At 70.6% G+C, this 23,010-nt stretch carries 25 protein-coding genes; 9 read left to right on the forward strand and 16 right to left on the reverse strand.

Features of this window, described 5'->3' with window-relative positions:
* Positions 1 to 26: 26 nt before the first annotated feature.
* Positions 27 to 644 (reverse strand): nucleotide exchange factor GrpE, encoded by a 618-nt coding sequence (gene grpE, locus ASF41_RS10555; protein ID WP_056493069.1) that lies wholly within the window; start codon positions 642 to 644, stop codon positions 27 to 29.
* Positions 645 to 736: 92 nt separating this feature from the next.
* Positions 737 to 3,526, reverse strand: coding sequence for a [protein-PII] uridylyltransferase (locus ASF41_RS10560; RefSeq protein WP_056219367.1), 2,790 nt, complete (start codon positions 3,524 to 3,526; stop codon positions 737 to 739).
* A gap of 237 nt (positions 3,527 to 3,763) precedes the next feature.
* On the opposite strand from ASF41_RS10560, the gene ASF41_RS10565 reads away from it, so the two are divergent.
* From ASF41_RS10565 to ASF41_RS10575, 3 genes are all read left to right on the forward strand, one after another.
* A complete protein-coding gene (locus ASF41_RS10565) occupies positions 3,764 to 4,264 on the forward strand; it encodes a hypothetical protein (RefSeq protein WP_407067272.1) in 501 nt (166 codons plus the stop codon).
* A gap of 188 nt (positions 4,265 to 4,452) precedes the next feature.
* Entirely contained in the window at positions 4,453 to 5,160 is a 708-nt protein-coding gene (gene rpiA / locus ASF41_RS10570) for a ribose-5-phosphate isomerase RpiA (protein ID WP_056493071.1), read from the forward strand.
* 68 nt (positions 5,161 to 5,228) lie between these two features.
* On the forward strand, positions 5,229 to 5,819 hold the full coding sequence (locus ASF41_RS10575; RefSeq protein ID WP_056218234.1) for a DUF2059 domain-containing protein: 591 nt from the start codon (positions 5,229 to 5,231) through the stop codon (positions 5,817 to 5,819).
* A gap of 36 nt (positions 5,820 to 5,855) precedes the next feature.
* Here the strand turns inward: ASF41_RS10575 and ASF41_RS10580 are convergent, their stop codons facing one another.
* Positions 5,856 to 7,229 (reverse strand): PleD family two-component system response regulator, encoded by a 1,374-nt coding sequence (locus tag ASF41_RS10580; protein ID WP_056218237.1) that lies wholly within the window; start codon positions 7,227 to 7,229, stop codon positions 5,856 to 5,858.
* A gap of 60 nt (positions 7,230 to 7,289) precedes the next feature.
* Positions 7,290 to 7,670, reverse strand: a complete 381-nt coding sequence (locus tag ASF41_RS10585) for a response regulator (protein ID WP_055946254.1) — start codon at positions 7,668 to 7,670, stop codon at positions 7,290 to 7,292.
* Positions 7,671 to 7,745: 75 nt separating this feature from the next.
* Between ASF41_RS10585 and ASF41_RS10590 the strand changes: the two genes are divergently transcribed.
* Together ASF41_RS10590 and ASF41_RS10595 are read left to right on the forward strand one after the other, a co-directional pair.
* Positions 7,746 to 8,048 carry a DUF3572 domain-containing protein gene (locus ASF41_RS10590; RefSeq protein WP_056493078.1) on the forward strand — a complete coding sequence of 101 codons (303 nt, stop codon included), beginning with the start codon at positions 7,746 to 7,748 and terminating at the stop codon, positions 8,046 to 8,048.
* Positions 8,049 to 8,183: 135 nt separating this feature from the next.
* Complete coding sequence (locus ASF41_RS10595) at positions 8,184 to 8,591, forward strand: DoxX family protein (protein ID WP_056218242.1); 408 nt, start codon at positions 8,184 to 8,186, stop codon at positions 8,589 to 8,591.
* Positions 8,592 to 8,598: 7 nt separating this feature from the next.
* On the opposite strand, the gene ASF41_RS10600 is transcribed toward ASF41_RS10595, so the two are convergent.
* Together ASF41_RS10600 and ASF41_RS10605 are read right to left on the reverse strand one after the other, a co-directional pair.
* Entirely contained in the window at positions 8,599 to 9,258 is a 660-nt protein-coding gene (locus ASF41_RS10600) for a methyltransferase (RefSeq protein ID WP_056493080.1), read from the reverse strand.
* A gap of 37 nt (positions 9,259 to 9,295) precedes the next feature.
* Positions 9,296 to 9,898: a hypothetical protein gene (locus tag ASF41_RS10605; protein WP_056276544.1), complete on the reverse strand. Its 603-nt coding sequence runs from the start codon at positions 9,896 to 9,898 to the stop codon at positions 9,296 to 9,298.
* A gap of 135 nt (positions 9,899 to 10,033) precedes the next feature.
* On the opposite strand from ASF41_RS10605, the gene ASF41_RS10610 reads away from it, so the two are divergent.
* From ASF41_RS10610 to ASF41_RS10620, 3 genes are all read left to right on the forward strand, one after another.
* Complete coding sequence (locus tag ASF41_RS10610; RefSeq protein ID WP_056493082.1) at positions 10,034 to 11,200, forward strand: DNA topoisomerase IB; 1,167 nt, start codon at positions 10,034 to 10,036, stop codon at positions 11,198 to 11,200.
* A gap of 285 nt (positions 11,201 to 11,485) precedes the next feature.
* Entirely contained in the window at positions 11,486 to 12,493 is a 1,008-nt protein-coding gene (locus tag ASF41_RS10615) for an SDR family oxidoreductase (RefSeq protein WP_056493084.1), read from the forward strand.
* 131 nt (positions 12,494 to 12,624) lie between these two features.
* Positions 12,625 to 14,034, forward strand: coding sequence for a cytochrome ubiquinol oxidase subunit I (locus ASF41_RS10620; protein WP_056493086.1), 1,410 nt, complete (start codon positions 12,625 to 12,627; stop codon positions 14,032 to 14,034).
* A gap of 58 nt (positions 14,035 to 14,092) precedes the next feature.
* Here the strand turns inward: ASF41_RS10620 and ASF41_RS10625 are convergent, their stop codons facing one another.
* From ASF41_RS10625 to crcB, 9 genes are all read right to left on the reverse strand, one after another.
* The gene (locus tag ASF41_RS10625) at positions 14,093 to 14,776 is read right to left on the reverse strand and encodes a response regulator transcription factor (protein WP_056493089.1); all 684 of its coding nucleotides are present in this window, start codon (positions 14,774 to 14,776) and stop codon (positions 14,093 to 14,095) included.
* Between the two features lie 261 nt (positions 14,777 to 15,037).
* Complete coding sequence (locus ASF41_RS10630) at positions 15,038 to 15,934, reverse strand: diguanylate cyclase domain-containing protein (protein WP_056276536.1); 897 nt, start codon at positions 15,932 to 15,934, stop codon at positions 15,038 to 15,040.
* Positions 15,935 to 16,034: 100 nt separating this feature from the next.
* Positions 16,035 to 16,565 carry a hypothetical protein gene (locus tag ASF41_RS10635; RefSeq protein ID WP_156653262.1) on the reverse strand — a complete coding sequence of 177 codons (531 nt, stop codon included), beginning with the start codon at positions 16,563 to 16,565 and terminating at the stop codon, positions 16,035 to 16,037.
* Between the two features lie 213 nt (positions 16,566 to 16,778).
* Positions 16,779 to 17,063 (reverse strand): hypothetical protein, encoded by a 285-nt coding sequence (locus ASF41_RS10640; RefSeq protein ID WP_244472726.1) that lies wholly within the window; start codon positions 17,061 to 17,063, stop codon positions 16,779 to 16,781.
* A 177-nt stretch (positions 17,064 to 17,240) separates the two neighbouring features.
* Complete coding sequence (locus ASF41_RS25595) at positions 17,241 to 17,399, reverse strand: hypothetical protein (RefSeq protein ID WP_200917574.1); 159 nt, start codon at positions 17,397 to 17,399, stop codon at positions 17,241 to 17,243.
* Positions 17,400 to 17,616: 217 nt separating this feature from the next.
* Positions 17,617 to 17,964: a hypothetical protein gene (locus ASF41_RS10645; RefSeq protein WP_082514032.1), complete on the reverse strand. Its 348-nt coding sequence runs from the start codon at positions 17,962 to 17,964 to the stop codon at positions 17,617 to 17,619.
* Positions 17,961 to 18,155 carry a hypothetical protein gene (locus ASF41_RS10650; RefSeq protein ID WP_056218269.1) on the reverse strand — a complete coding sequence of 65 codons (195 nt, stop codon included), beginning with the start codon at positions 18,153 to 18,155 and terminating at the stop codon, positions 17,961 to 17,963. The genes ASF41_RS10645 and ASF41_RS10650 overlap by 4 nt, the downstream gene beginning before the upstream one ends.
* Before the next feature lie 210 nt (positions 18,156 to 18,365).
* On the reverse strand, positions 18,366 to 18,803 hold the full coding sequence (locus tag ASF41_RS10655) for an EamA family transporter (RefSeq protein ID WP_056219378.1): 438 nt from the start codon (positions 18,801 to 18,803) through the stop codon (positions 18,366 to 18,368).
* A 22-nt stretch (positions 18,804 to 18,825) separates the two neighbouring features.
* Positions 18,826 to 19,194 carry a fluoride efflux transporter CrcB gene (crcB, locus tag ASF41_RS10660; protein ID WP_056218272.1) on the reverse strand — a complete coding sequence of 123 codons (369 nt, stop codon included), beginning with the start codon at positions 19,192 to 19,194 and terminating at the stop codon, positions 18,826 to 18,828.
* 402 nt (positions 19,195 to 19,596) lie between these two features.
* On the opposite strand from crcB, the gene ASF41_RS10665 reads away from it, so the two are divergent.
* Positions 19,597 to 20,694 (forward strand): DUF2778 domain-containing protein, encoded by a 1,098-nt coding sequence (locus tag ASF41_RS10665; RefSeq protein ID WP_056493134.1) that lies wholly within the window; start codon positions 19,597 to 19,599, stop codon positions 20,692 to 20,694.
* Positions 20,695 to 20,754: 60 nt separating this feature from the next.
* Here the strand turns inward: ASF41_RS10665 and ASF41_RS10670 are convergent, their stop codons facing one another.
* Positions 20,755 to 23,007 (reverse strand): xanthine dehydrogenase family protein molybdopterin-binding subunit, encoded by a 2,253-nt coding sequence (locus ASF41_RS10670; protein ID WP_056276529.1) that lies wholly within the window; start codon positions 23,005 to 23,007, stop codon positions 20,755 to 20,757.
* Positions 23,008 to 23,010 lie beyond the last annotated feature (3 nt).

The raw sequence follows: 23,010 nt of genomic DNA on the forward strand, positions 1-23,010 counted from the left end.
GGGGGGGAGGGTCGCAGGCGCCACGCTCAGGCGGCGTCGCCCGGATTGGCGGCGGCCGGCTTCGGGCCGCCCTTGGCCACCCCCACCAGCGCCGGGCGCAGGACGCGGTCGCCGATGATGTAGCCGGCCTGCATGACCTGCACGACCGTGCCGGCGGGAACCTCCGGGTCGGGCACCTCGAACATGGCCTGGTGGCGGTTGGGGTCGAAGCGCTGGCCCTTCGGCTCGATCAGCTTGACGCCGTGCCGCTCCAGGGTCTTGGCGAGATCGCGCTCGGTGAGCTCGATCCCGTCGATCAGGGCCTTGAAGGCGCCGTCGGCGCTCGCTCGGTCCCCTTCGGGAATGCTCTCGAGGGCCCGCCGGATGTTGTCGGCGGAATTCAGGAGATCGCGGGCGAAGTTGGTCACCGCGTAGGCGCGGGCATCGGCAACCTCGCGCTCGGTGCGCCGACGCAGGTTCTCCATCTCGGCCAGGGTGCGCAGCACCCGGTCCTTCAGCTCGTCGCGCTCGGCCACGAGGGAGGCCAGCGCATCGGCCTGCATCGCCTCGCCGGATCCGGCGGACTCGGCCTGCGCGGCCCCTGGGGTCTCCTCGACCGCCTGGGCCGGGTCGCGCCGCTCATCGTGCATGTCGTTCGCCATCATGTGGTTTCGTCAAAGACTATCGGTGTCGGGGTTGGCGCTGATATCAGGCGGTGACGCGCTGAAATCAAGCGCGCGGCGCCGTCCGGCCCCACTCAAGCCTCGCGCGGAGGCGGCGAGTCGATCAGCGCATCGAGTCCCTCGGCCCGGAGGGCGGCCACGTCGCTGGCGAAGACTTCCATCACGGCCGTTCGAATCGCCACCTGGCGGTCGGGCTGGGTCACCCGGGTGCCGGTAAGGTCGGTGACGTAGAACACGTCCACCGCCCGCTCGCCGAAGGTCGCCACGTGGGCCGAGGTGATGTTGAGGCTGAGCCGGCTGAGCGCCGTGGTCAGCTCGTAGAGCAGGCCCGGGCGATCGAGGCCGGTGATCTCGATCACGGTCTCGCGGCTCGACAGGGCATTGTCGATCGCCATGTCGGGCGGCACCAGGAAGGTCCGCGCCCGCTCGCTCGGCGGGTGCTTGTCGGCCACGAGGTCGGCGATGCGGATCTCGCCGCGCAACGCCTTCTCGATCGCGGCGGTGATGCGGCCGGCCCGGCGCAGCTCGTCCTCGTCCCGCTCGAAGGCGCGCGAGATGAAGATCGAATCGAGGGCGAAGCCGTCCGTGGTGGTGAAGATCTGCGCGTCGACGATGTTGCCCCCCGAGGCCGCGCAGGCCCCGGTGACGATGGCGAGCAGGCGCGGATGATCTGGCGAGTAGATCGTCAGCTCGGTGACGCCGCGGACCGGGTCGGTCTCCGTGGCGGTGGCCACCGTCCGCCCCTCGGCCGTCAGCGCCTTGACGAAGCCCGCGTGCTTGTACTGGCGGGTGGTGTCGACCTTCAGCCAGTAGGCCTGGTTGTGCCGCGCCGCGTAGGCGTCGAACAGCTCGGCCTGCCAGTCGCTGAGCTGCTCGCGCAGGGCCATCTGGATCAGGCGCACCCGGTCGGTGCGCGCGATCTCGGAATGGCCGCCGGACAGCACCACCTCGGTCTCGTCGTAGAGGGTGCGGATCAGGGTGCCCTTCCAGGCGGTCCAGACGCCGGGCCCCACGGCCTTGATGTCGGCCACCGTCAGGATGGTGAGGAGCTTCAGGCGCTCCAGGGTCTGCACCACGCCGGCGAACTTCTCGATGGTCTTCGGGTCCGAGAGGTCGCGGCTCTGGGCGGTCATCGACATCAGCAGGTGATGCTCCACCAGCCAGGCCATCAGTTCGGTCTCGGCCGGCGTCAGGCCGAAGCGCGGCCCGAGCTTCTCCGCGATGGCGGCGCCCGCGATGGAATGGTCCTCCGGCCGGCCCTTGGCGATGTCGTGCAGCAGTACCGTGACGTAGAGGGCGCGCCGGTTGCTGATCGTGTTGATCAGGCGGGTGGCGAGGGGATGCTCCTCCTCGGTGCGCCCGGACTCGATGGCCGAGAGCACCCCGATGGCGCGCAGCAGGTGCTCGTCCACCGTGAAGTGATGGTACATGTTGAACTGCATCATCGCGACGATGCGGCCGAAATCCGGGATGAAGCGGCCGAGCACGCCGGCCTCGTTCATCAGCCGCAGGATGGTCTCGGGCGAGTTCTTCGAGGTCAGGATGTCGAGGAAGAGCCGGTTGGCCTCCTCGTCCGCCCGCAGGGAATGGCCGATCAGGCGCAGGGAGCGGTTGGCCGCCCGGGTGGCGTCGGGGTGGATCGGCAGGTTGTGCCGGTCGGCGAGCCAGAACAGCCGGATCAGGTTCACGGGGTCTCGGCTGAAGGCGTCCGGGTCGCGCAGGTTGATGCGGCCGTGATCGTCGACGAAGTCCTCCGCCTCGATGGCGGTGGCGCGGAAGCGGTCGCGGAACCGGCCGATCCAGCGGTCGAGCACCGGGGTGCGCTTGGCGTGGCGCGCCTCCAGCGCCGCGCAGACGATGGCGGTGAGGTCCCCGACCTCCTTGGCGATTAGGAAATACGCTTTCATGAAGCGCTCGACGCCGGAGAGCCCGCCGCGCGGCTCGTAGCCGAAGCGCTCGGCGATCTTCGGCTGCAGGCCGAAGGACAGGCGTTCCTCGGCCCGGCCGGTGACGAAGTGCATGTGGCAGCGCACCCGCCACAGGAGCTCGTCGCAGCGCTCGAACACCCGGTACTCCTCCGGCGTGAAGAGGCCGGCGGCCACGAGCTCGCTCTGGTCGCGGACCCGGTAGGTGTACTTGGCGATCCAGAACAGGGTGTTGAGGTCGCGCAGGCCTCCCTTGCCGTCCTTCACGTTGGGCTCGACGAGGTAGCGCGAGGCGCCCGCCTTCGAGACCCGCGCGTCGCGTTCGCGCAGCTTCGCCTCGACGAATTCCGGTGCGGTCCACATCACCAGCTCGGTGTCGAAGCGGGTGACGAGCTCCTCGAACAGGGCGCGGGTGCCGAACAGGTAGCGCGCCTCGAGGAGCGAGGTCCGGATGGTCATGTCGGCCCGGCCCTCGCGCAGGCACTCCTCCACCGAGCGGGTGGCGTGGCCGACCTTCAGCTTGAGGTCCCACAGCACGTAGAGCATCGCCTCGACGACGCTCTCGGACCAGGCCGTCTGCTTGTAGGGCAGCAGGAACAGGAGATCGATGTCCGAGCCCGGGGCCATGGTGCCCCGGCCGTAGCCGCCGGTGGCCACCACGGCGAGCTGCTCCCCGGTGGAGGGATTGTCGTTCGGATAGAGCCGCCACACCACCGCGTCGTGGATGGTGCGGATCACCGCGTCGGTGAGCCGGCTCAGGCGCTGGGCGCAGGCGATGCCGTCGCGCTCTTCCAGGAGCCGCGCCTCGGCATCGGCGCGCCCGAGCTCGATCACCCGGCGCAGCTCCGGCACGAGGACCGCCCGCAGGCGCGTCGCCTCGCGGGCGTCGCGGTCCAGGTTTTCGAGGATGTCGTGGAGGGCGGCGACGGCGTCAAACATGGCCAACCCCGTTAGCATGTTGGCGGAATGACGCCAGCGGCATCACCGCGCGGGCACCGCACGGCTGCGGGATCGCGGCGCAGTTTCGATCTGCTTCCCGCGCCGTCGCGGCGTCCTGCGTTCCCGCGCGCGGCGATCCGTCGGGCCACGGTTGCGCCGTAAGCCGGCGCTAGCGTCGCGTCGTTTCCCGCCCGACCCCCACCGCTCCGCGCACCTCAGCATTCACGAAGGCTCCCGATGCGTTCGATCCTGCGTCCGATGTCCGCCCGCCCCGCCCGGGCCCTCGTCGTCACGGCCGGCCTGCTCCCGGCCCTCGCCGCGCCGGCCTGGGCGGCCTCCTTCGAGTTCGTGCCGGCCCCCCAGATCGACCTCAACCGGGTCTATCGCGTCGACAAGGTCACGGGCGAGGTGACCTCCTGCCAGTACGGCCTGCGCGAGGGCGCGGTGGGCAGCGTCGGCGTCACCGTCTGCTACGGCGCCGGCGAGGGCGCGAGCGCCCAGGCCCCGTCGGAATACGGCCTGGTCGCCTCCCGCCACACCCGCGAGGCGGGGGTGTTCCGGGTCAATTACCGCACCGGTGAGATGAGCATCTGCTACGTGCAGCTGCAGAAGGAAGCGGTGGTCTGCACCGCGCAGGCGAACCCGGCGAGCCCGGGGGCCGACGAGGCCCCCGCCACCGGCGCCGCCCCGGGCCGGGTGGGCCCGAGCGCCACGCCGCCCCAGAGCGCCCGTCCCTGACCGCGCCCTGACCCGATCGCCGCCCCCGACACGCCGCGTTGGACCCTCCGGCCCGGCGTGCTAGGGGCACCGGGCGCGTCCGCCGGCCGGTGGCTCGCCCCGTTCGATTCGCCCCTCGCCCGATTCGCCCTTCGCCCGAGCCGTTCCATGCCGCACGCCCTCCCCTTCCCAGCCGCCGGAGCCGTTGCGTGAGCGGGCCGGATCTGCGCCGCGCGGCGGCCGAGGTCGCGGTCGGGTTGGTCACGCCCGGGATGCGGCTGGGGATCGGGACCGGGTCCACCGCCAACGTCTTCGTCGAGCTTCTGGGCGCCCGCGTCCGGGCCGGCCTCGACGTCGTCGGCGTGCCCACCTCCGAGGCGACCCGGGTCGCGGCCGAGGCCGCCGGCATCCGCCTCGCCACCCTGGAAGCGCTGCCCGAACTCGACCTGACCATCGACGGCGCCGACGAGATCGACGGAGCGATGCGCCTCGTGAAGGGCGGCGGCGGCGCGCTGCTCCGCGAGAAGATCGTCGCCTTCGCCAGCCACCGGTTGGTGGTGATCGCGGATGCCGCCAAGCGCGTCGAGACCCTCGGGGCGTTTCCCCTGCCGATCGAGGTCAACGCCTTCGGCCTCGGCGCCACCCGCCGGGCCGTGGCCGCCGCCCTGCAGGCGAGCGGCTGCACCGGCGAGCTCGTCCTGCGGGTCCGGGACGGCGCGCCCTTCGTCACCGATGGCGGCCACCACATCCTCGACGCCCATCTCGGACGCATCCCGGACCCCGAGGCCTTGTCGGGTGCCCTTTGGGCCGTGCCGGGCGTCGTCGAGCACGGCCTGTTCCTCGGCCTCGCCACCGGAGCCATCCTGGCCGAGGCACGGGACGGACAGGCGGTGGTGAGCCGGCTCGGAATCGTCTGAGGGCGATCGCCCCCATCCCTCTCCCTTTCCGTCTTCCCCTTCGCCGAACCCCTCCCGGAGCGTCCGCCATGTCCCGCCGCCTCGCCGCCCTGGCCGCCCTCGTCCTCGCCAGCGCCCCCCTGGGCGCCCTGGCTCCAGTGCACGCCCAAGCCCCGGCTCAGAAGCCGCCGGCGGCCAAGCCCGGCGCCAAGCCGCCTGCCGCGCCGGCGCCGAGCACCCCCGCCGCGCAGACGCCGGCCTACTCGGCCAACCACCTGGCCCTCGCCCGCGAGGTCATGCTGAATTCCGGCATCGCCCGCTCGTTCGACTCGATCATCCCGGCCTTCAGCGACCGCATCCGCCAGGGCGCCGTGACCCGACCCGAGATCACCAAGGACCTCGATACGGTGCTGGCCTCCCTCGAGCCCGAGATGGAGCTGCAGAAGCAGGCGATGATCGAGACCGCCGCCCGGATCTACGCCTCGCGCCTGTCCGAGGCCGAGCTGAACGAGATCGCGACCTTCTTCCGCTCGCCCGCCGGCAAGCGCTACGTCGAGACCCAGCCGCAGGTGCTCGACGAGATGGTCCAGGCGATGCAGACCTGGACCCAGGACGTCTCGGAATACATCATGGTCCGGGTGCGCGCCGAGATGGCCAAGAAGGGCCACCAGCTGCAGTAGCGGGCTTCAGGGCCTCGGGCGGCGCGCGGCCCGGCTTCAGGCCGCCGCCGCCTCGACGCGGTTCCGGCCGGTGCTCTTGGCCCGGTACAGGGCGAGGTCGGCCCGCTTGAGCATGTCGGCTGGCCCGGCATCCTCCGCCCGGCGCCAGGCCACGCCGATGGAGACGGTCACCGGAACGGTGCGGGTGTCGCGCTGGATGGAGAACGGCACCGCCTCGATCCGCTCGCGGATGCGCTCAGCGATGGCGTAGGCCCCCTCGGCCTCGGCATCCGGCAGGATGATGACGATCTCCTCGCCGCCGTAGCGGGCCACGATGTCGATGCCGCGCGTATGGGTGCGGATGCGCTCGGCGAAGGCCTTGAGCACCTCGTCGCCGGCCTCGTGGCCGTAGGTGTCGTTGATCGACTTGAAGCGGTCGATGTCGAGCATCAGCGCCGCCACCGGACGGTTGCGCAGGGCCGCCTCGCCGAACAGCGCGCCGAGATGGCTGTCGAGGTAGCGCCGGTTGTGCAGGCCCGTGAGGCCGTCGGTGACCGCGAGTTCCATCGAGGCCTGGACGGCGCCCCGCAGGGCCTCCGAGAAGCGGCGGCGGCGCACTTGCGTGCGCACCCGGGCCACGAGCTCGTTCCGGTCCACGGGCCGCATCAGGTAGTCGTGCACGCCGAATTCCAGGCCCCGGATCACCCGGGCGCGGTCGTGCTCCTCGGCGATCATCATCACGGGCATCAGGCGGGTGCGGTCGAGGGAGCGCAGCTGGCTGCACAGGCGCAGGCCGTCGAAGCCCTGGATGTCGAGGCTGACCAGGGTCAAGTCGAACGTGCCCTCCGCCGCCAGCACCAGGGCCTTGTGCGGGTCGGGCTCGACCGTGAGCGTGTGGTGCTGGCCCAGGGCCGCCGCGAGGCGGTCTGCCGAGCCGGGGCGGTCCTCCACGAGGAGGATCGAGGCGTTGAGGCCGGTCTCGGCGGCGGCGAGGGCCAGGGGGTCGCCGATCCCGAAATCCCGCGAGGCCATGGCGCGGGAGCGCAGCTCGTCCGTCACCGCCTTGAGGCGCACGAGGCTGCGCACGCGGGCGAACAGGGCCGTGTCGTCGATGGGCTTCGTCAGGAAGTCGTCGGCGCCCGCATCGAGCCCGCGCAGGCGGTCGGAGGGCTGGTCGAGGGCGGTGACCATCACGACGGGCAGGTGGGCCGTGTTGGGGTTGCTTTTGAGCCGGCGGCAGACCTCGAACCCGTCCATGCCGGGCATCATCACGTCGAGGAGGACGAGGTCGCAGAGACCCTTCTCGCAGATCGTCAGGGCGTCGGGGCCGTTCATCGCCGCCAGAACGTCGAAGTATTCCATGGAGAGCTTCGTCTCCAGGAGCTTCACGTTCGGAAAGAGATCATCGACGATCAGGATTCGGGCCGACATCGGTCCTCGCGCAGGGTCGTACTACGGGCCATCGGGAAGGCTATGAGCGAGGTGGGCGAGTCAGGCGGTCCTGGCGTCGCCGAGATATTGGCGGACGGTGGCGAGGAACTTCGCCACCGAGATCGGTTTCGACAGGTAGGCTTCGCAGCCGCCCTCGCGGATGCGCTCTTCGTCGCCCTTCATGGCGAAGGCCGTGATCGCGATCACCGGGATGGCCTTGAGGTCGTCGTCCTCCTTGAGCCACTTCGTGACTTCGAGGCCGGAGACCTCGGGCAGCTGGATGTCCATGAGGATCAGGTCGGGGCGATGCGCCCGCGCGAGCTCGATCGCCTCGATGCCGTTGGCCGTCTTGAGCGTCGCGTAGCCATGGCCCTCCAACAGGTCGTTGAAGAGCTTCATATTGAGTTCGTTGTCCTCAACGATGAGCACGGTCTTCTTCATGGCCCGTTGTTCCCGGTGCGTGGACGGCCCATTGTCGTTCGACGCATGCCCCGCCTCAGGAGATTTAGCGGATACATGTTGACGAAACGCAAACCCAATGGCGGAGACGACTCCGCCGAGGGCGTGGCCCTGGCGGCCCTCGCCTGGATGGCCACCGACGACGAGCGCCTGTTCGCCTTCCTCAATGCCACCGGGGCGACGCCCGAGACCCTGCGGGCCAGTGCACAGGATCCCGGCTTCCTGGCGGGCATCCTCGATCATATCATGGGTGACGAGGCGACGCTCCTCGCCTGCGCCGAGGCCCTCGACACCAAGCCCGAGCGCATCGCCGCCGCCTGGCGCCGCCTCGGCCCGCCGGACTTCGACGACAGCCTGTAGGCAGGGCCACCCAGCCGGATATCCCCGCGGGATTGCCCTCCGAGGCTCGCCCCGTCCCCTGCCGAGCGCTATGGCTCGACGGCTTCGCGCGGGCGCCGTCCGCGCGGCGGGCCCATCGCCGGAGACCCCTCGCCCATGTCCCTCGCCAGCCTCTCGACGACCTGGGCCCCGCGCCTCCTCAGCATCCTGCGCATCGTGGCAGGCCTGCTCTTCCTGGAGCACGGCACGCAGAAGCTGTTCGGCTTTCCCGTGCGGATGGGGGGCGGAGCGGCCCCCGCGATGATGTCGCTGCTGTGGTTCGCCGCCATCCTCGAAACCCTGGGCGGCGCGCTCATCATCCTGGGCCTGTTCACGCGGCCGGTGGCGTTCCTGCTTTCGGGCCAGATGGCCTTCGCGTACTTCATCGCCCACCACCCCAAGAGCCCGTTCCCGGCGCTCAACGGGGGCGATGCCGCGATCCTGTTCTGCTTCGTCTTCCTCTACCTCGCCGCCGCCGGCGCCGGCCCCTGGAGCCTCGACGCGCAGCGCCGCGGCCGGTTCTGAAGGCGGTTCAGGCGCTGAAGCGCCAGACGCTGCTGCGCTTGAGCTCGGCATCCTCCAGGGAGCGGCTCACCGGCACCGTGTAGGTGGCGAGTTCGGTGAGCCGGTCGCGCGGCAGGTAGGAGCGGCCGGGATCGCCCACCAGCACGATGGCGCCGCCCGCGTGCAGGCCGGACAGCCAGGCCGTGACCCGGGCCGCGAGATCCCGCTCGTAGAAGATGTCGGCGGCGAGCACGACGGCGGAGCCCGGATCGGTGCCGATGAGGTCCCGCGACACCGCCTCGATTTGCCCCGCCACGCCGTTGGCCGCCGCGTTGAGGCCGATGGCCGGAATCGCGAAGGGGTCGAGGTCGCTGGCCGTGACATGATCCGCGCCGGACCGCGCCGCCGCGATGGCGACGAGGCCCGAGCCCGAGGCGAAATCGAGCACCCGGCGGCCCGCCACGAGGCCGGGATTGTCGAGGATGTAGCGGGCGAGCGCCTGCCCGCCGGCCCAGGCGAAGGCCCAGAACGGCGGCGGCAGGCCGATCGCCTCCAGTTCGTCCTCGGTCTTCTGCCACAGCTCGGTGGCCTCGTCGGCCACGTGCAGGACGATCTCGGGTGCGTGCGGCACCGGGCGCAGCCGGGTGTTGGCCCGGATGAAGGCGAGGGGATCGGCCGACGGCGTCATGCTGGCGTGCTCATGCTGGCGCGCTCCTCCTGGCATTTCATGCCCGGGCGAACTCGCCGTAGAGGGTGCCGGCGGCGGCCGAGAGCCGGTCCGCGCCCGCCAGTGCCAGCGCCGTATCGGCCGGATCGAGCCCCAGGGCGGCGGCCTCGGCCGCGGTCGCGCAGAGGTATCGGGTGGTCCGGGTGGCGAGGGGGCCCCGCAGCGCCTGGCGCAGGGCGAAGCGCGTCAGGCGCCCGGCGGCATCCGTGCGGGCGTTCAGGGCCGCGAGGTCGTCGGGCTGGTAGATCCGCGCCGCGATCCCCGACATGGCCGCGGCCGTGCCGCCGACCACGATCGCCCGGAGGCCGATGGCGTGGAGGAGGTCGGCTTCCAGGGCCTTCAGGATCCCGGCGAGCTGGCCCGCCTCGTAGCCCGCCGCCATCGGGTTGATGCGCGAGGTCCCCAGCGCGAAGGGCACCACCCGGGCGCCCGCCGCCTCGATCGCCCCACGATGGGCGTCCACCCGCGTCACCACCGTCGCGGACAGCCCGGCGGCCCGGGCCGCCGCGACCAGGGGGAGGTCGCGGGCGGCGAACCCGGCATCGTCGGGGGCGAGGAGGACGAGGCGCCGGGGCCTGGTGCCGGAAGCGGGATGATCCATCGGACGCGCTGTAGCACGCCCCCGCCGGAACAGCCCATGGCGGAACAGGGGATGGCGGAACAGGGGATGGCGGAACAGGGGATGGCGCGGCCCCGTTGACGGCCAACGAGACACCGTGAGGGACGGAACCGGAGCATGGCCACGGCGCGCGACGAAGAGGGCACGGTCGCCGACCCGCGCGACGCCGCCGAGGAGGCGGGCCTGCGCTACGTCGAGGACACGATGCCGGGGCTGACGCGCCGGAAGAGCGGGACGGGCTTCGCCTATCGCGACGCCCGGGGCCAGCCGGTGCAGGACGCGAAGACCCTGGCGCGCATCCGCGCCCTGGCGATCCCGCCGGCCTATACCGACGTCTGGATCTGCCCGCGGGCCAACGGCCATATCCAGGCGACCGGCCGCGACGCCAAGGGGCGCAAGCAGTACCGCTACCACCCGGATTTCCGCTCCGCCCGCGACCTCACCAAGTTCGAGCACGTCATGGCCTTCGCCGACGCGCTCCCGGCCATCCGCGCCCGGGTGGATGCCGACATGGGCCGGCGCGACCTCCCCCGTGAAAAGGTGCTGGCCACCGTGGTCCACCTCCTGGAGACCACGCTGATCCGTGTCGGCAACGACGATTACGCCCGCACCAACAAGAGCTTCGGCCTGACCACCCTGCGCGACCGGCACGCCCGGATCGAGGGTTCGGCGCTGACCTTCCGGTTCAAGGGCAAGAGCGGCAAGACCTGGGACCTCGGCCTCAAGGACCGGCGGGTCGCCCGCATCGTCAAGGCCTGCCAGGACCTGCCCGGCCAGGAGCTGTTCCAATATCGCGACGCCGACGGCACCGTGCGCGACGTGACCTCGGCGGACGTGAACGCCTACCTGCGCGAGATCACGGGCCAGGACATCACCGCCAAGGATTTCCGGACCTGGGCCGGGACCGTCCTGGCCGCCCTGGCGCTGCAGGAATTCGAGGCCTTCGACAGCGAGGCCAAGGCCAAGAAGAACCTGCGCGCCGCCATCGAGGGCGTCGCCGCCCGGCTCGGCAACACGCCGACCATCTGCCGCAAGTGCTACATCCATCCCCAGGTGCTCGACTGCTACCTCGAGGGCGCCCTCCTCCTGCAGATCAAGGACGCGGTGGAGGACGAGCTGCGCGAGGACCTCGCCGGGCTGAAGCCCGAGGAGGCGGCCGTGCTCGGCCTGCTCCAGGCACGCCTCGCCGAGGTGAAGGACGGCAAGGGCCGGGATCTCTCGGGCGCGCCGGCCGGGAAGCGGCGGGCGACGGCATCGGAATCCCCACAGGGTCAAGCCGCCTGAGTCGACGCTCGAAGACAGCTTGGCCTCGACGCATCCCCTCCCCCCTCTGCGGGGGAGGGTGCCTGCGGAGCAGGCGGGAGAGGGGGCGACCTCTCCGAATAAGGCGCTCCCCTCACCCGACCCGCTTCGCGGGCCACCCTCTCCCGCAGAGGGGAGAGGGAGAGTCGCGGAAGGCATCAGCCATGACGACCCCGCTTCCCCCGTGTCGTTTGGGCACGCATCCCCGCCGGCACCAGGTCGCCCCCGAACCCGTTGGCGCCACGCGCTCACCAAGGATGAAACATCATGAAGGTCGCGGTCGTCACTGGGGGAACCGCCGGAATCGGGCTCGCCACCGCCCATCTCTTCGCCCGGCGGGGCTGGGCCGTGGCTGTCATCGCCCGCGATGCCGACCGCCTGCGCGACGCGGAGGCCGACCTGTCCGCCTACGGCCGCCCCGTCCTGGGGATCTCGGCCGACGTGGCGGACGCGGAGGCGATCGATGCCGCCGCCGAGCGGATCGAGCGGGAGTTCGGCCCGATCCGGGCCTGGGTCAACAACGCGATGGCGACCATCGTGAACCCGGCCGACCGGATCACGCCCGCGGAGTACCGGCGCGTCACCGAGACGACCTACCTGAGCCAGGTCTACGGGACGCTGGCGGCCCTGCGCCACATGAAGCCGCGCGACCGCGGCGCCATCATCCAGGTCTCGTCGGGCCTCGGCATCCGCGCCGCGCCGCTCCAGGCGCCCTACTGCGCGGCGAAGTTCGCGGTCTCGGGCTTCACCGACGCCCTCCGCTCCGAATTGATCCACGATCGCGTGAAGGTCTCCCTCAGCGTGGTCTACCTGCCCGCCGTCAACACCCCGCAGTTCAACTGGGCCCGCAACCGCACCGGCCACGGCCAGTACGCCCCCGATCCGGTCTACGATCCGCGCCTCTGCGCCGAGGCCATCGTCGCCACGGCCGACAACCCGAGCCGGGAGGTCTGGGTCGGCCACAGCACGGTGATGATGGCCGCCGCCCAGGCGCTGATGCCGGGCTACGCGGATGCGAAGGCCGCCACGATGTGGTCGGCCCAGCTCACCGACGAACCGGCCCCCGACAAGGCCGGCAACCTGTTCGCCCCGGTGCCCGGCCCTGTGGGCATCGACGGGCGCTTCTCGGACCGGACCAAGACGACGCGCAGCGCCTATTGGACGAGCCGCGACCGCGATCTCCTCGTCGCCGGCCTGACGGGCGTGGTGGCTCTCGGGCTGTTCGGGGTCGCGACCCTGGCCCGCGCGCCGCGCCGCCTGCTGCCGCGGCGCTGAGCCGCCCCGAGGCCGCACAACCCTGCGACCCGGTCGCCCGCCGCGAACCGGATGCAGCTTCGGCGTCTTCACGCTATAGCTGTTCTAGGGTCCCCTCCCATCGGGGGCCCCACATCGCATGAGGGTTTGCCATGGACGTCGACGCGCTCCTGCTTTCGCGCATCCAGTTCGGCTTCACCATGGCCTTCCACATCATCTTCCCGGCCTTCACCATCGGGCTGGCGAGCTTCCTCGCCCGCCTGGAGGCGCAGTGGCTCTGGACCGGCAACCCGATGTACCGGAACCTCTACCGGTTCTGGGTGAAGGTCTTCGCGGTCTCGTTCGGCCTCGGCGTCGTCTCCGGCATCGTGATGAGCTACCAGCTCGGCACCAACTGGTCGCGCTACTCCGACTTCACCGGCAACGTGCTCGGGCCGCTGATCCAGTACGAGGTGATCACCGCCTTCTTCCTGGAGGCCGGCTTTCTCGGGATCATGCTGTTCGGCTGGGACCGGGTCGGCGACCGGCTGCACTTCGTCTCCACCTGCATGGTGGCGATCGGCACCCTGATCTCGGCCTTCTGGATCCTGTCCGCCAATTCCTGGATGCAGACCCCCGACGGCTTCGTCGTCGAGAACGGCCGGGCCATCGCCACCGACTGGTGGAAGGTGATCTTCAACCCCTCCTTCCCGATCCGCTACGCCCACATGGTCCTGGGCTGCTTCCTCACCACGGCCTTCGCGGTGGCGGGCATGTCGGCCTGGATGATCCTACGGGCGCGCAAGGAGCCGGCCGAGAAGGTGGCGGGCGCCCGGCTCTCGCTCTCCATGGCGCTCTGGTTCGCGGTGATCTTCACGCCGATCCAGATCTTCGTCGGCGACACCCATGGGCTGGCCGTGCTCAAGCTGCAGCCGACCAAGCTCGCGGCGATCGAGGCGAACTGGGACCGGCAGGACAACATGCCCCTGCTGCTCTTCGCGATCCCCAACATGGAGGCGGAGAAGAACGACTTCGAGATCGGCATCCCGCGGCTGGGCAGCTTCATCCTCACCCACGACTTCTCGGGCGTGGTGCCGGGCCTGAAGGACGTGCCGCGCGACCAGCGTCCGCCGGTCTGGCCGGTGTTCTATTCGTTCCGCATCATGGTCGCGATCGGCATGGCGATGCTGGGCCTGAGCCTGTGGAGCCTCTACCTACGCTGGAAGGGCACGCTCTTCTCGAACCGCTGGTTCCTCAACGCGGCGATGCTGATGACCCCGTCCGGCTTCGGCGCGGTCCTGTTCGGCTGGTTCACCGCCGAGATCGGGCGCCAGCCCTACATCGTCTACGGGCAGCTGCGCACGGCGGACGCCCACTCGCCCCTGACGGTCAACGCCGTGACGACCTCCCTGATCGCCTTCCTGATCGCCTACGCCTTCATCTTCGGGTTCGGCAGCTACTATCTGGCCAAGCTCCTGCGCAAGGGTCCGGAGCCGCTGGAGGAGGCCATGCGCGGCGGCGACGTGGCCCAGAAGCCCAAGCGTCCCCTCTCCGCGGTCAACGAAAGTCTGACTCCTGCCTGAGAAACGTCTTGCTCGCCTGAGAAACGTCTTGCCCGCCTGAGGGGCGTCGCGGCCCGGCTCAGAGCCGGGCCACGGACTCGCTCGCGTGCAGGCCCCGGGGGCGGTCGCCGCCCGTCGAACGGACCGGCGCCGCATCGACCACCGGCGTGAGGCCGAGGTGGCGGGCCAGGGCGACGAGGTCCTTGAGGCGCCCGGTCTGGGTCTTGCGGCGCAGGTTGAGGCGGTGGGTCTCCACCGTGCGCACGCTCAGGTTCAGGCGGCGAGCCACCTCCTTGTTGCTGAAGCCGGCACTGAGGAAGCGCAGGATCTCGGCTTCGCGCGGCGTCAGGCCATCGGCCGGGGCCACCGGTGCCGCCTCGTCCCGGGACGATTCGGTCGGGCTGGCGGCAAGGGTGAGGAGGGCCCGGCAGATGTCGCGCGGCGTCGCCGAGCGGGCGATGAAGGCATCGGCGCCCGCCTCCACCAGCCGGGTCAGGAGGCCCGCCCGCAATACCTCGAAGCCGACGAGGACGGCGAGGCCCGGCGCCCGGCCCTTGAGCGCCGCGATCCGGCCGGCAAGGCCCGGCTCGGGCTCCGCCCCGACGAACAGCAGAGCGACCTTGCGTGACGGTCCGTCCGACCCGGGCGAGAGTTCCCCTTCGCTCAAGGTCTGCAGGCGCGGCTCATGCTCGATGACGGCGCGAAACGCGGGCTCGAGCCCGAGGGGCTCGCCGACGATCAAAACTCCCACGGCGTCATTCATGCCGCTACCCTCCCCATTGTCCCACCGCGACACACCGCGGCGTTCCCTGGGAGGTTCAGATCAAGTTTCGTTCCAGGGTTTTACTGGCCAAGGCTCGATCTGGATTCTGGTGCAATTCCCCGAACATTGACCAAAACCCACGGGAAATCCGGCGGTACTTTGGTAAACGGCCGCATCGCGCGACCGGGTCGGGAATGCGGGCGTTTCGCAACGGCACAAGGGAGCTGCCGGGTTCCCCCTCGATTCGAGACAGGTTCCGGCTCAGCCGGCGCGGGCCAGCACGAGGTCGGAGGCGGCGCTCACGACGCGGTTGCGTCCCGTCGTCTTGGCCTCGTAGAGGGCGATGTCGGCCCGCTTGAGCAGACCCTCGATGGTGTCGCCCTCCGACCACTCGCTGACGCCGAAGCTGCAGGTAAGGCGGATCGGGACCCGGCCGCCGCGGATGCGCAGGGCCTCCATCGAGCGGCGCAGGCGAGTCGCCACACCCTCGGCCTCCGTGCCGGAGCGGTGGGGCAGGATGATGCCGAACTCCTCGCCGCCGAGTCGGCCGACGATGCCATCGAGGGCGAGTTCCCGGCACACGGCCTGGATCGCCGCATCGCCGACGTCATGGCCGTACTCGTCGTTGATGCCCTTGAAGTGGTCGATGTCGAGGAGAATGGCCGACATCCTGCCGTGATCCCCCACGCGCTCCGCGGCATCCCGCGATTTCTGCAGGAAGGCGCGCCGGTTGAGCAGGCCCGTCAGCGAGTCCGTGTCGGCGAGGCGGATCAGTTCGCTCTGCATCGTGGTGAGGCGCTCGGCGGCCCGCAGGCGGGCATGCAGCTCCTCCGGTCCCGGCGGCTTCTCGATGAAGTCGTCGGCGCCGCTATCGAGGGCCTCGGCCAGGTTCCGGGCGTTCCGGGCCGAGGACATGGTGATGACGTAGAGGGGGCGATTGGCCTCGGCAAGCAGGCGGGCGGACCAGCACAGTTCGAGGCCGCCCAGCGGCCGGACCTCGAGGCTGGTAATCAGCACCCGGACCGAGCCGGTATTCTCCACGAAGTTGAGGGCCTCGGCGGAATCGGTGAAGGCCGAAACGGTGTGACCGTTGGGCTCGAGCAGCGCCGCGATCATCTTGAGGACGACCCGACTGGTGTCGACGAGGACGATATGCATGGCGCGGCCTGACCACCTTCACGGTTCTTGACCAGAAGGTGGCACGAACAGATTAACCGCTTGCGAAAGTCGGCGCGGAGTCTTCTTCCGGCGCTGCGCCCTAACGCTGCGTGATCTGGGCCGGCGGAACCCGGACGGGAATGACGCGGGCCCCTCCGCTCGTCTCGGCAACCGGGGCGGCAGTCTGGAACGGGCCGCCGGGGCCCCGGGCTCGCGTGGGCCCGGCAGCGTCCGACCAGCGCCCCTGTCGGCTGCGCGTCAGAACCCGGGAGCGGCCGGGGGCTGCGGCGCGGGAAGCGGAGGGCTGCCCCTCGATGACGTAGACCGTCGGCGTGCCGACCGAGGCACTGCGGATCCCCGCCACCGTGGGGATGCCGTAGGTCCCGTAGCCCCAGGCGCTGGGCACGAGTTCGCTCGGGCGGGGGAAACGGGTGAGCGGCGCACCGACATAATCGCCATGGATCAGCGGCCCGCCATAGCCGTTCTCGTAGCCGGCATAGGGATAGCTGCCGTAGGCGAGGTCCTGGCCCTGCGCCGTGCCGGCCAGGCCGGAGAGCACCAGAGCACCGGCGAGGCCGGCCATGCCTAGGGAGATTCCCGTGCGCGGCAGGATCTTCGAACGAGTGGTCATGCGACGCCGGACTCCCACGCTGGCCGATTCGAACGAGAACCGGTGGACGCCTCCGTCGTTCCCGAAATCCCGGCGGCCTTCAGCGTCGAAGAGTGCTTAGGCGGGCCCCCGAGCGGGACGGAGCAGCCTCGGCAGGCAGGCGACGAGGCTCACGATACGAAAAACCCTGCCTCGCGGCAGGGTCGGGTTCGCCGCGGCGCTCCCGGTCTCGCGCTAGCGGCAGGTGGTGACGCGACGAACGATCCAGCCCTCGCCCTCGACCCAGAGGCGCTTGCGCGAGCGGCTGCAATTGACCGACTCGTCTTCCGATTCGGTCACAGCCGCCACGGGGGTGACGGTGGGTGCAACCACGGAGGCCTTGCCCGGACCCTGGTCGGCGACCGGAGCCGCAAGGGCGCCGGAGACGAAAGCACCCGAGAAACCGGCACCCGTCAGGAATGTCCCGGCCAAGACAAGAGTACCCGCGATGGCGGATACGCGCAGTCGATTCGCTACCATCGAAAAGTCTCGCTCGCACATCCCTCGGGGGATGTGCCCTCAACGTGTCAGGATCGTGCAACGGCGTGCGTTGCCTCTTGAACTGTTAAGTCGCGAGGGGCCGGAAGGGTTGCAGTCGCGAGGACCGGCCGATCATGAATCCTTGAGCGGGATTCGGTGTACGGCCCGGATGAATGCTCAGGGCAGCGCCGAGACCGAGATCATCGGCAGGCTGACCGCGAGCTGGGCCACGGTCGGGCGCGGCAGGGCACGGTGCGAGAGGACCAGGGCACCGAGCCCGAGGACGAGACTGAAGGCCAGGAGGCTCGTCTCGATGCCGCGATAGAACCCGTCCATCCCACACTCCCGGTGCGCCGACGCGAGGCCGAGATCGGGCTCGCACCACCATGGTCGGCCCGGGAGTATGAGGGAATCGTAACCATCCCGGCTCATACCGGATCCTGGACCTGAGGGCTGGCCGGTTGATCCCTTCCGAATGGCGGATTTGGACTTCGCTCAAACGCCGCGAGGGCTTGCCGGATACGGGCTCCACGTTGATCGAGCGGAGCCCGTATCAGGCGCGCCCGAGGGGGATCATGCGGGCGAGATCGGGCTCGGGCGGCTGCATCAGGGCCGCCGCGAGGTTGGCCTCCAGCACGATGAGGTCGCAATCGGGATCCGGCTCCCAGCCGCAGCGGCAGCCCTGCGGCCCCTCATGGGCCTGGGCCACCTGCCGATAGAGGGCACCGACGACGCGGGCCGCCACCTCCAGCGCCGACAGGGCCGGCAGGGGCGCCCGGTTCAGGCTCTGCCAGAAGGCGCGGCGCAGGGCCTCGTCGAGATGGGCCTCGGGCGACGCGGGCTCAGCACAGGCCGGCGCGGGGTGCGGTGGGGCATCCATCCGCTCGTCCTGCCCGCTCATGCCCGGGCTCCCGAGGTCCGATCGGACAGGCGTTCCCGCCAGTGGGCCGGCACCAGGGCGGGATCCGTTTCCGGAGCGCCCGCCAGGGCGTCGATGAGGTCGGCGAAGCGATGCAGCCGCAGGTCGAGGGCCGAGCCGTCCCACCAGGCGATCCGCACGGTGCCGCGCAGCCAGTCCAGCGTGCGTTCCATGATTCCGCTCTCCTCTCGCGATCCGCGTTCTGGAGAGAGGTTTGAAAGCTGAGTCTCCGCTTGGCAAGCAATTCTCGAAACATTGGAATAGGTTGAATCTTGCGCTCGGCGGAGGATCTACTGTCTTCGATTTGGAAGAATTCCATACGTCGGGAAAAGCAGCGCCCTGGCCGGGGCTTGATCCTGCGACAGCGCGGGGCCGGGCGGTTCTCAGCCCCGGTAGGCCACCAGAATGGCCCCGGCCGCGATCAGGACGACGCCGATCCAGTTCGGCAGGGTGAGGCTCTCGCCGAGGAGAATCACCCCGAGGATCGCGACGAGCACGACGCTGAGCTTGTCGAGGGGCGCCACCCGCGCCGCATCCCCGAGGGCGAGGGCGCGGAAGTAGCAGAGCCAGGAGGCGCCCGTGGCGAGGCCCGAGGCCACGAGGAAGCCGACGCTGCGGCCCGGGATCGCCGCGAGGCCCGGCACCTGCCCGGTGGCGAACAGGATCGCGCCGGTGAGGGCGAGGATCACCACGGTCCGCACGAAGGTCGCCACGTCGGGAGGGACGCCGGTGACGCCGACCTTCGCCAGGATGGCGGTCAGCGCGGCGAAGACGGCCGAGAGCAGGGCCCAGAACCGCCAGGAGAGCAGCAGCGCGCTCAGCATCGCGACGGCCCGGCCGGTCTCACAGGATCATCCGCATGACCATCAGGCCGAGGAGCAGGCCGGCGAGCCCGAGGACCACCGAGCCCAGGATGTAGATGATGGCCGCCGCCATCTCGCCGCGCTCCAACAGGAGGATGCCTTCGAGGGCATAGGACGAGAAGGTGGTGAAGCCCCCGAGGACGCCGGTGGCGAGGAACAGCCGCATCGGCTGGCTGCCGCTGCGCATGGCGTACCAGCCCGCCAGCACCCCCATCAGGATCGAGCCCAGGATGTTGATGCCCATCGTGCCGTAGGGAAAAGCCGTGCCGAAGCGCAGGGCGGCCAGCCCGACGCCGTGGCGGGCCATGCCGCCGAGGCCGGCCCCGAGAAAGACGATGAGAAACCCCATGGCGGGTACGATCCCCCTGCAGCCGGCCGCCGGCCCGGCCCCACGCTGAGGATACGCAGAAAATTCGCGTGGTTCGCTGTCCCGGCCCGGCTTGCCCCCGAGGTCCACAGGGTCCGGACCGGATTTCGTCGCGGGGTCGGGCCGGCCCATCGCATGCCCGCTCGCCGAAGAGCGGGGACGGAGGTTCCCGGCAGGGTGCCGAACAGCGAGGCGGAAGATTTCTCCACACAATGCGTCGCGGTTTATCTGCGATTAACCAAGTTGCGGCTGAATAGGGCTAGTTAAGGTTGATGTTTTCCTAACAGGCACCTTTCACGACCCTCCTCTTCGCTTAACCTTTTCTTGAGGTCTGCAGAGATGGGGCTGTGCCAGTTCGGGAACTGCGTATCCGAGTTCGCCCGCATGAACGACGCTGTGTACCCGTCCGGCCGCCGCCTCCGCCGTCGTCGCCGGCCCCACGGGCCGATGCTCCTGCGGACCTCCGCCGTGGCGCTCCTCTGCGCCGCCTTCCCGCACCTGACCGCGCCGGACGCGCCCGTCCCGGCCGGTCCGGGACGGCCGGTGTTGGCGACCGCATCGACGCCGAGCGCCTCTGCCTGGATGCTCGATCCGACGCCGGCCCTCGGCCCCGCAGCCCGGGGTCTGGCCCAGGCGGCCCCGCTCAGCGCCGCCCTGGTGCCCCCCGCGGGTGCGGCCCGGACGACGCTGGCGATGGCGGCGCCGCGCCCCGCGCCCGCCCCGGCCGCCAGCCCGGCCCGGACCGCGCAGGCGCTGCCCCAGACCATCCCGCTGCCGGTGCCCCGCCCGGCCGGCCTGGTGGCCCAGGCCGAGCCGGCCCGCCTGGCGCTCCGCTCGGCCCCCGCCCTGCGCGCGCTGGCCACCCGCCGGACCCAGGTCGCCCGTGCCAGCGCCGAGGCCGCGGCCGAGCGCTCGTTCTTCGACACGGTGTTCGGGACGCGCTCCGCGCCGGAGCCCGAGGCGGCGCCGCGGACCACCCTGGCCTACGCGGCGGTAGACCCGAGCGTCGATCCCGGTCCGCGCCGGGTGATCGAGAGCAGCCCGGTGGTCGGCGCCGGCACGGCCGTCTACGACATCACCGCCCGCACCGTGACCCTGCCGAGCGGCGAGCGGCTCGAGGCCCATTCCGGCCTCGGCGAGAGCATGGACAACCCGCGCCATGTCCACCGCCGGATGCGCGGCTCGACCCCGCCGGGCACCTACGACCTTACCGAGCGCGAGGCGCTGTTCCACGGCGTGCGGGCGATCCGCCTCAACCCGGTGGGCGGCAGCGCGGCGATCCACGGCCGCGACGGCATCCTGGCCCACACCTACATGCTGGGCCCCAGCGGCGCCTCGAACGGCTGCGTCTCGTTCAGGGACTACAACCGCTTCCTCCAGGCCTTCCTGCGCGGCGAGGTCCGCCGCCTCGTCGTGGTCGCCGGACGCGGCGATGCCGGCCCGACCTTCGCCGAGCGCCTGTTCGGCCGCGCCACGCGCTGAGAAAAGAGCCGCGCACCCGGGGTGCGCGGCTCTCAAGACGTCAGGACCCGCGGCGCAGGATCAGCCGATGATCTTGTCGATGGTGATCGGCAGCTCGCGGATGCGCTTGCCGGTGGCGTGGAACACCGCGTTGGCCACCGCCGCCGCCGTGCCGACGATGCCGATCTCGCCCAGGCCCTTCACGCCCATCGGGTTGGCCTTGTCCTCCTCGTCCACGAAGATCACGTCGATCTCGTGGATGTCGGCATGTACCGGCACGTGGTACTCGCCGAGGTTGTGGTTCATGAAACGGCCGATGGTGTGGTCGAGCATGGATTCCTCCTCCAGCGCCGAACCGATGCCCATGACCACGCCGCCGAGGATCTGGCTGCGGGCGGTCTTGGTGTTCAGGATCTTGCCCGCCGCGATCGCCGAGACGATCCGGGTGACGCGCACCACGCCGAGATCCTCGTCGACCTTCACCTCGGCGAAGATGGCCGAGTGCGTGTAGCCGGCGAATTCCTGGGAATGGTTGGAATCCGGGCCGGCCGAGCCGGTGGCCTCGATCTGGTCCATCCCCGCCTTCGCCATCACCTCCGTGATGGCGATGCTGCGGGACGGATCGCCCGCCACCGAGATGCGCCCGTCCTTGAACACCGCGCGATCGAAGTCGACGTTGGCCAGGGGCGAATCGTCGAGGCCGCGGGCCAGGGTGAAGACCTGGGCGGCGATCTCGCGACAGGCCTTCATCACCGCCGTGCCGGAGGAGGCCGCCGTCCAGGAGCCGCCGGCGATCGGCGCGTCGGCGAGCTTCGAGTCGCCGAGCTTCGTCGTCACGTCCGTCATCCGCAAACCCAGCGCATCGGCGGCGATCTGGGTCAGGATCGTGTAGGTGCCCGTGCCGATGTCGCCGGTCTGGTTGCCGACCACGAGCTTGCCGTCGGCCGTCAGCGTGGCCTGGGCGCTCGACTGCTGCATCATCGACTCCCAGATGCCGGTGGCCATGCCCCAGCCGACGAGCTCGCGCCCGTCCTTCATGGAGCGCGGCTCGGGGTTGCGGGCCGACCAGCCGAAACGCTCGGCTCCCTCCGCGTAGGCGGCCCGCAGGGATTTCGAGCTGAACGGCTTGTCCTGGGTGCGGTCCTTCTCGGCGTAGTTCCGCAGGCGCAGGTCGATCGGGTCCTGCCCCGTCTCGTGGGCGAGCTCGTCCATCGCGATCTCGAGGGCGAACACGCCCGTCACGGCGCCGGGTGCCCGCATGTCGGAGGGGGTGTAGGTGTCGATCTTGGCGAGCCGGTAGTCGAGGGCGACGTTCGGGCAGTCGTAGAGGATGCCCGACCAGTTCACGACGACCTCCTGGTAATCCTCGAAGCCGGAGGTGCCGGAGATCGCCTCGTGCCGGAGGGAGGTCAGCGCGCCGTCGGCCTCGGCCCCGAGGGCGATGGTCTGGCGCACGTCGGGCCGGTAGCCGAAGGTGAACATCTGGTCGCGGGTCAGGGTCACCCGCACCGAGCGCTCCAGCTCCCGCGCCGCCATGACGGCGAGGAAGAGCTGGTATTGCGGGCGCAGGCCCGAGCCGAAGCCGCCGCCGAGATAGGGATTGAGGACGTGGACGTCGTCCTTCTTCATCCCGAACACGCCGGTGATGTAGCCCAGGCTGTTCGAGACGCCCTGGATCTTGTCGTAGACCGTGAGCTTGCCGTCGCCCTCCCAGACCACGGTCGAGGCGTGGGGCTCCATCGGGTTATGGTGCTCCACGGCCATGTGGTAGTGGTTAGTGAGCTGGACCGGGGCGGCCTTGTAGGCGCCGTCCGCATCGCCCCAGGGCGCCGGCGGCGGCTTGATGCCGGAGCGCTTCTTGGGCGGCACGTAGGCCGCGTCCTCCAGGGTCCGCAGGTCGGTGGTCGGCGCATCGGCCTCGTAGGCGAGCTTCACCAGCGAGGCGGCGTAGCGCGCCGTGCCGAAATCCTCCGCCACCACCAGGGCCACGGGCTGGCCGCTGTAATGGACCTTGTCGTCGTAGAGCGGCCGGAAGGGCGAGCCGGGAGGCGCGACCTGATCCTGGTAATTGTAGTCGAGCCAGGCGGTGCGCGGCCGGTTCTCGTGGGTGAAGACCTTGAGGACCCCTGGCACCGCCTCGGCGGCCGCCGTGTCGATGGACAGGATCCGGCCGCGGGCGATGCCGCTCGACACCACGTAGCCGTGGGTCAGGTCGGGGGCGGCGAACTCGCCGGCGTATTTCGCCTGGCCGGTGACCTTGGCCGGGCCGTCGACGCGGCTCTGCGCGGTGCCGACATAGGTGTCGGTGCCGGAGGTGCTGATGCTGTGGGCCATGGG

This window comes from Methylobacterium sp. Leaf111 (assembly GCF_001423285.1).
GTDB lineage: Bacteria > Pseudomonadota > Alphaproteobacteria > Rhizobiales > Beijerinckiaceae > Methylobacterium.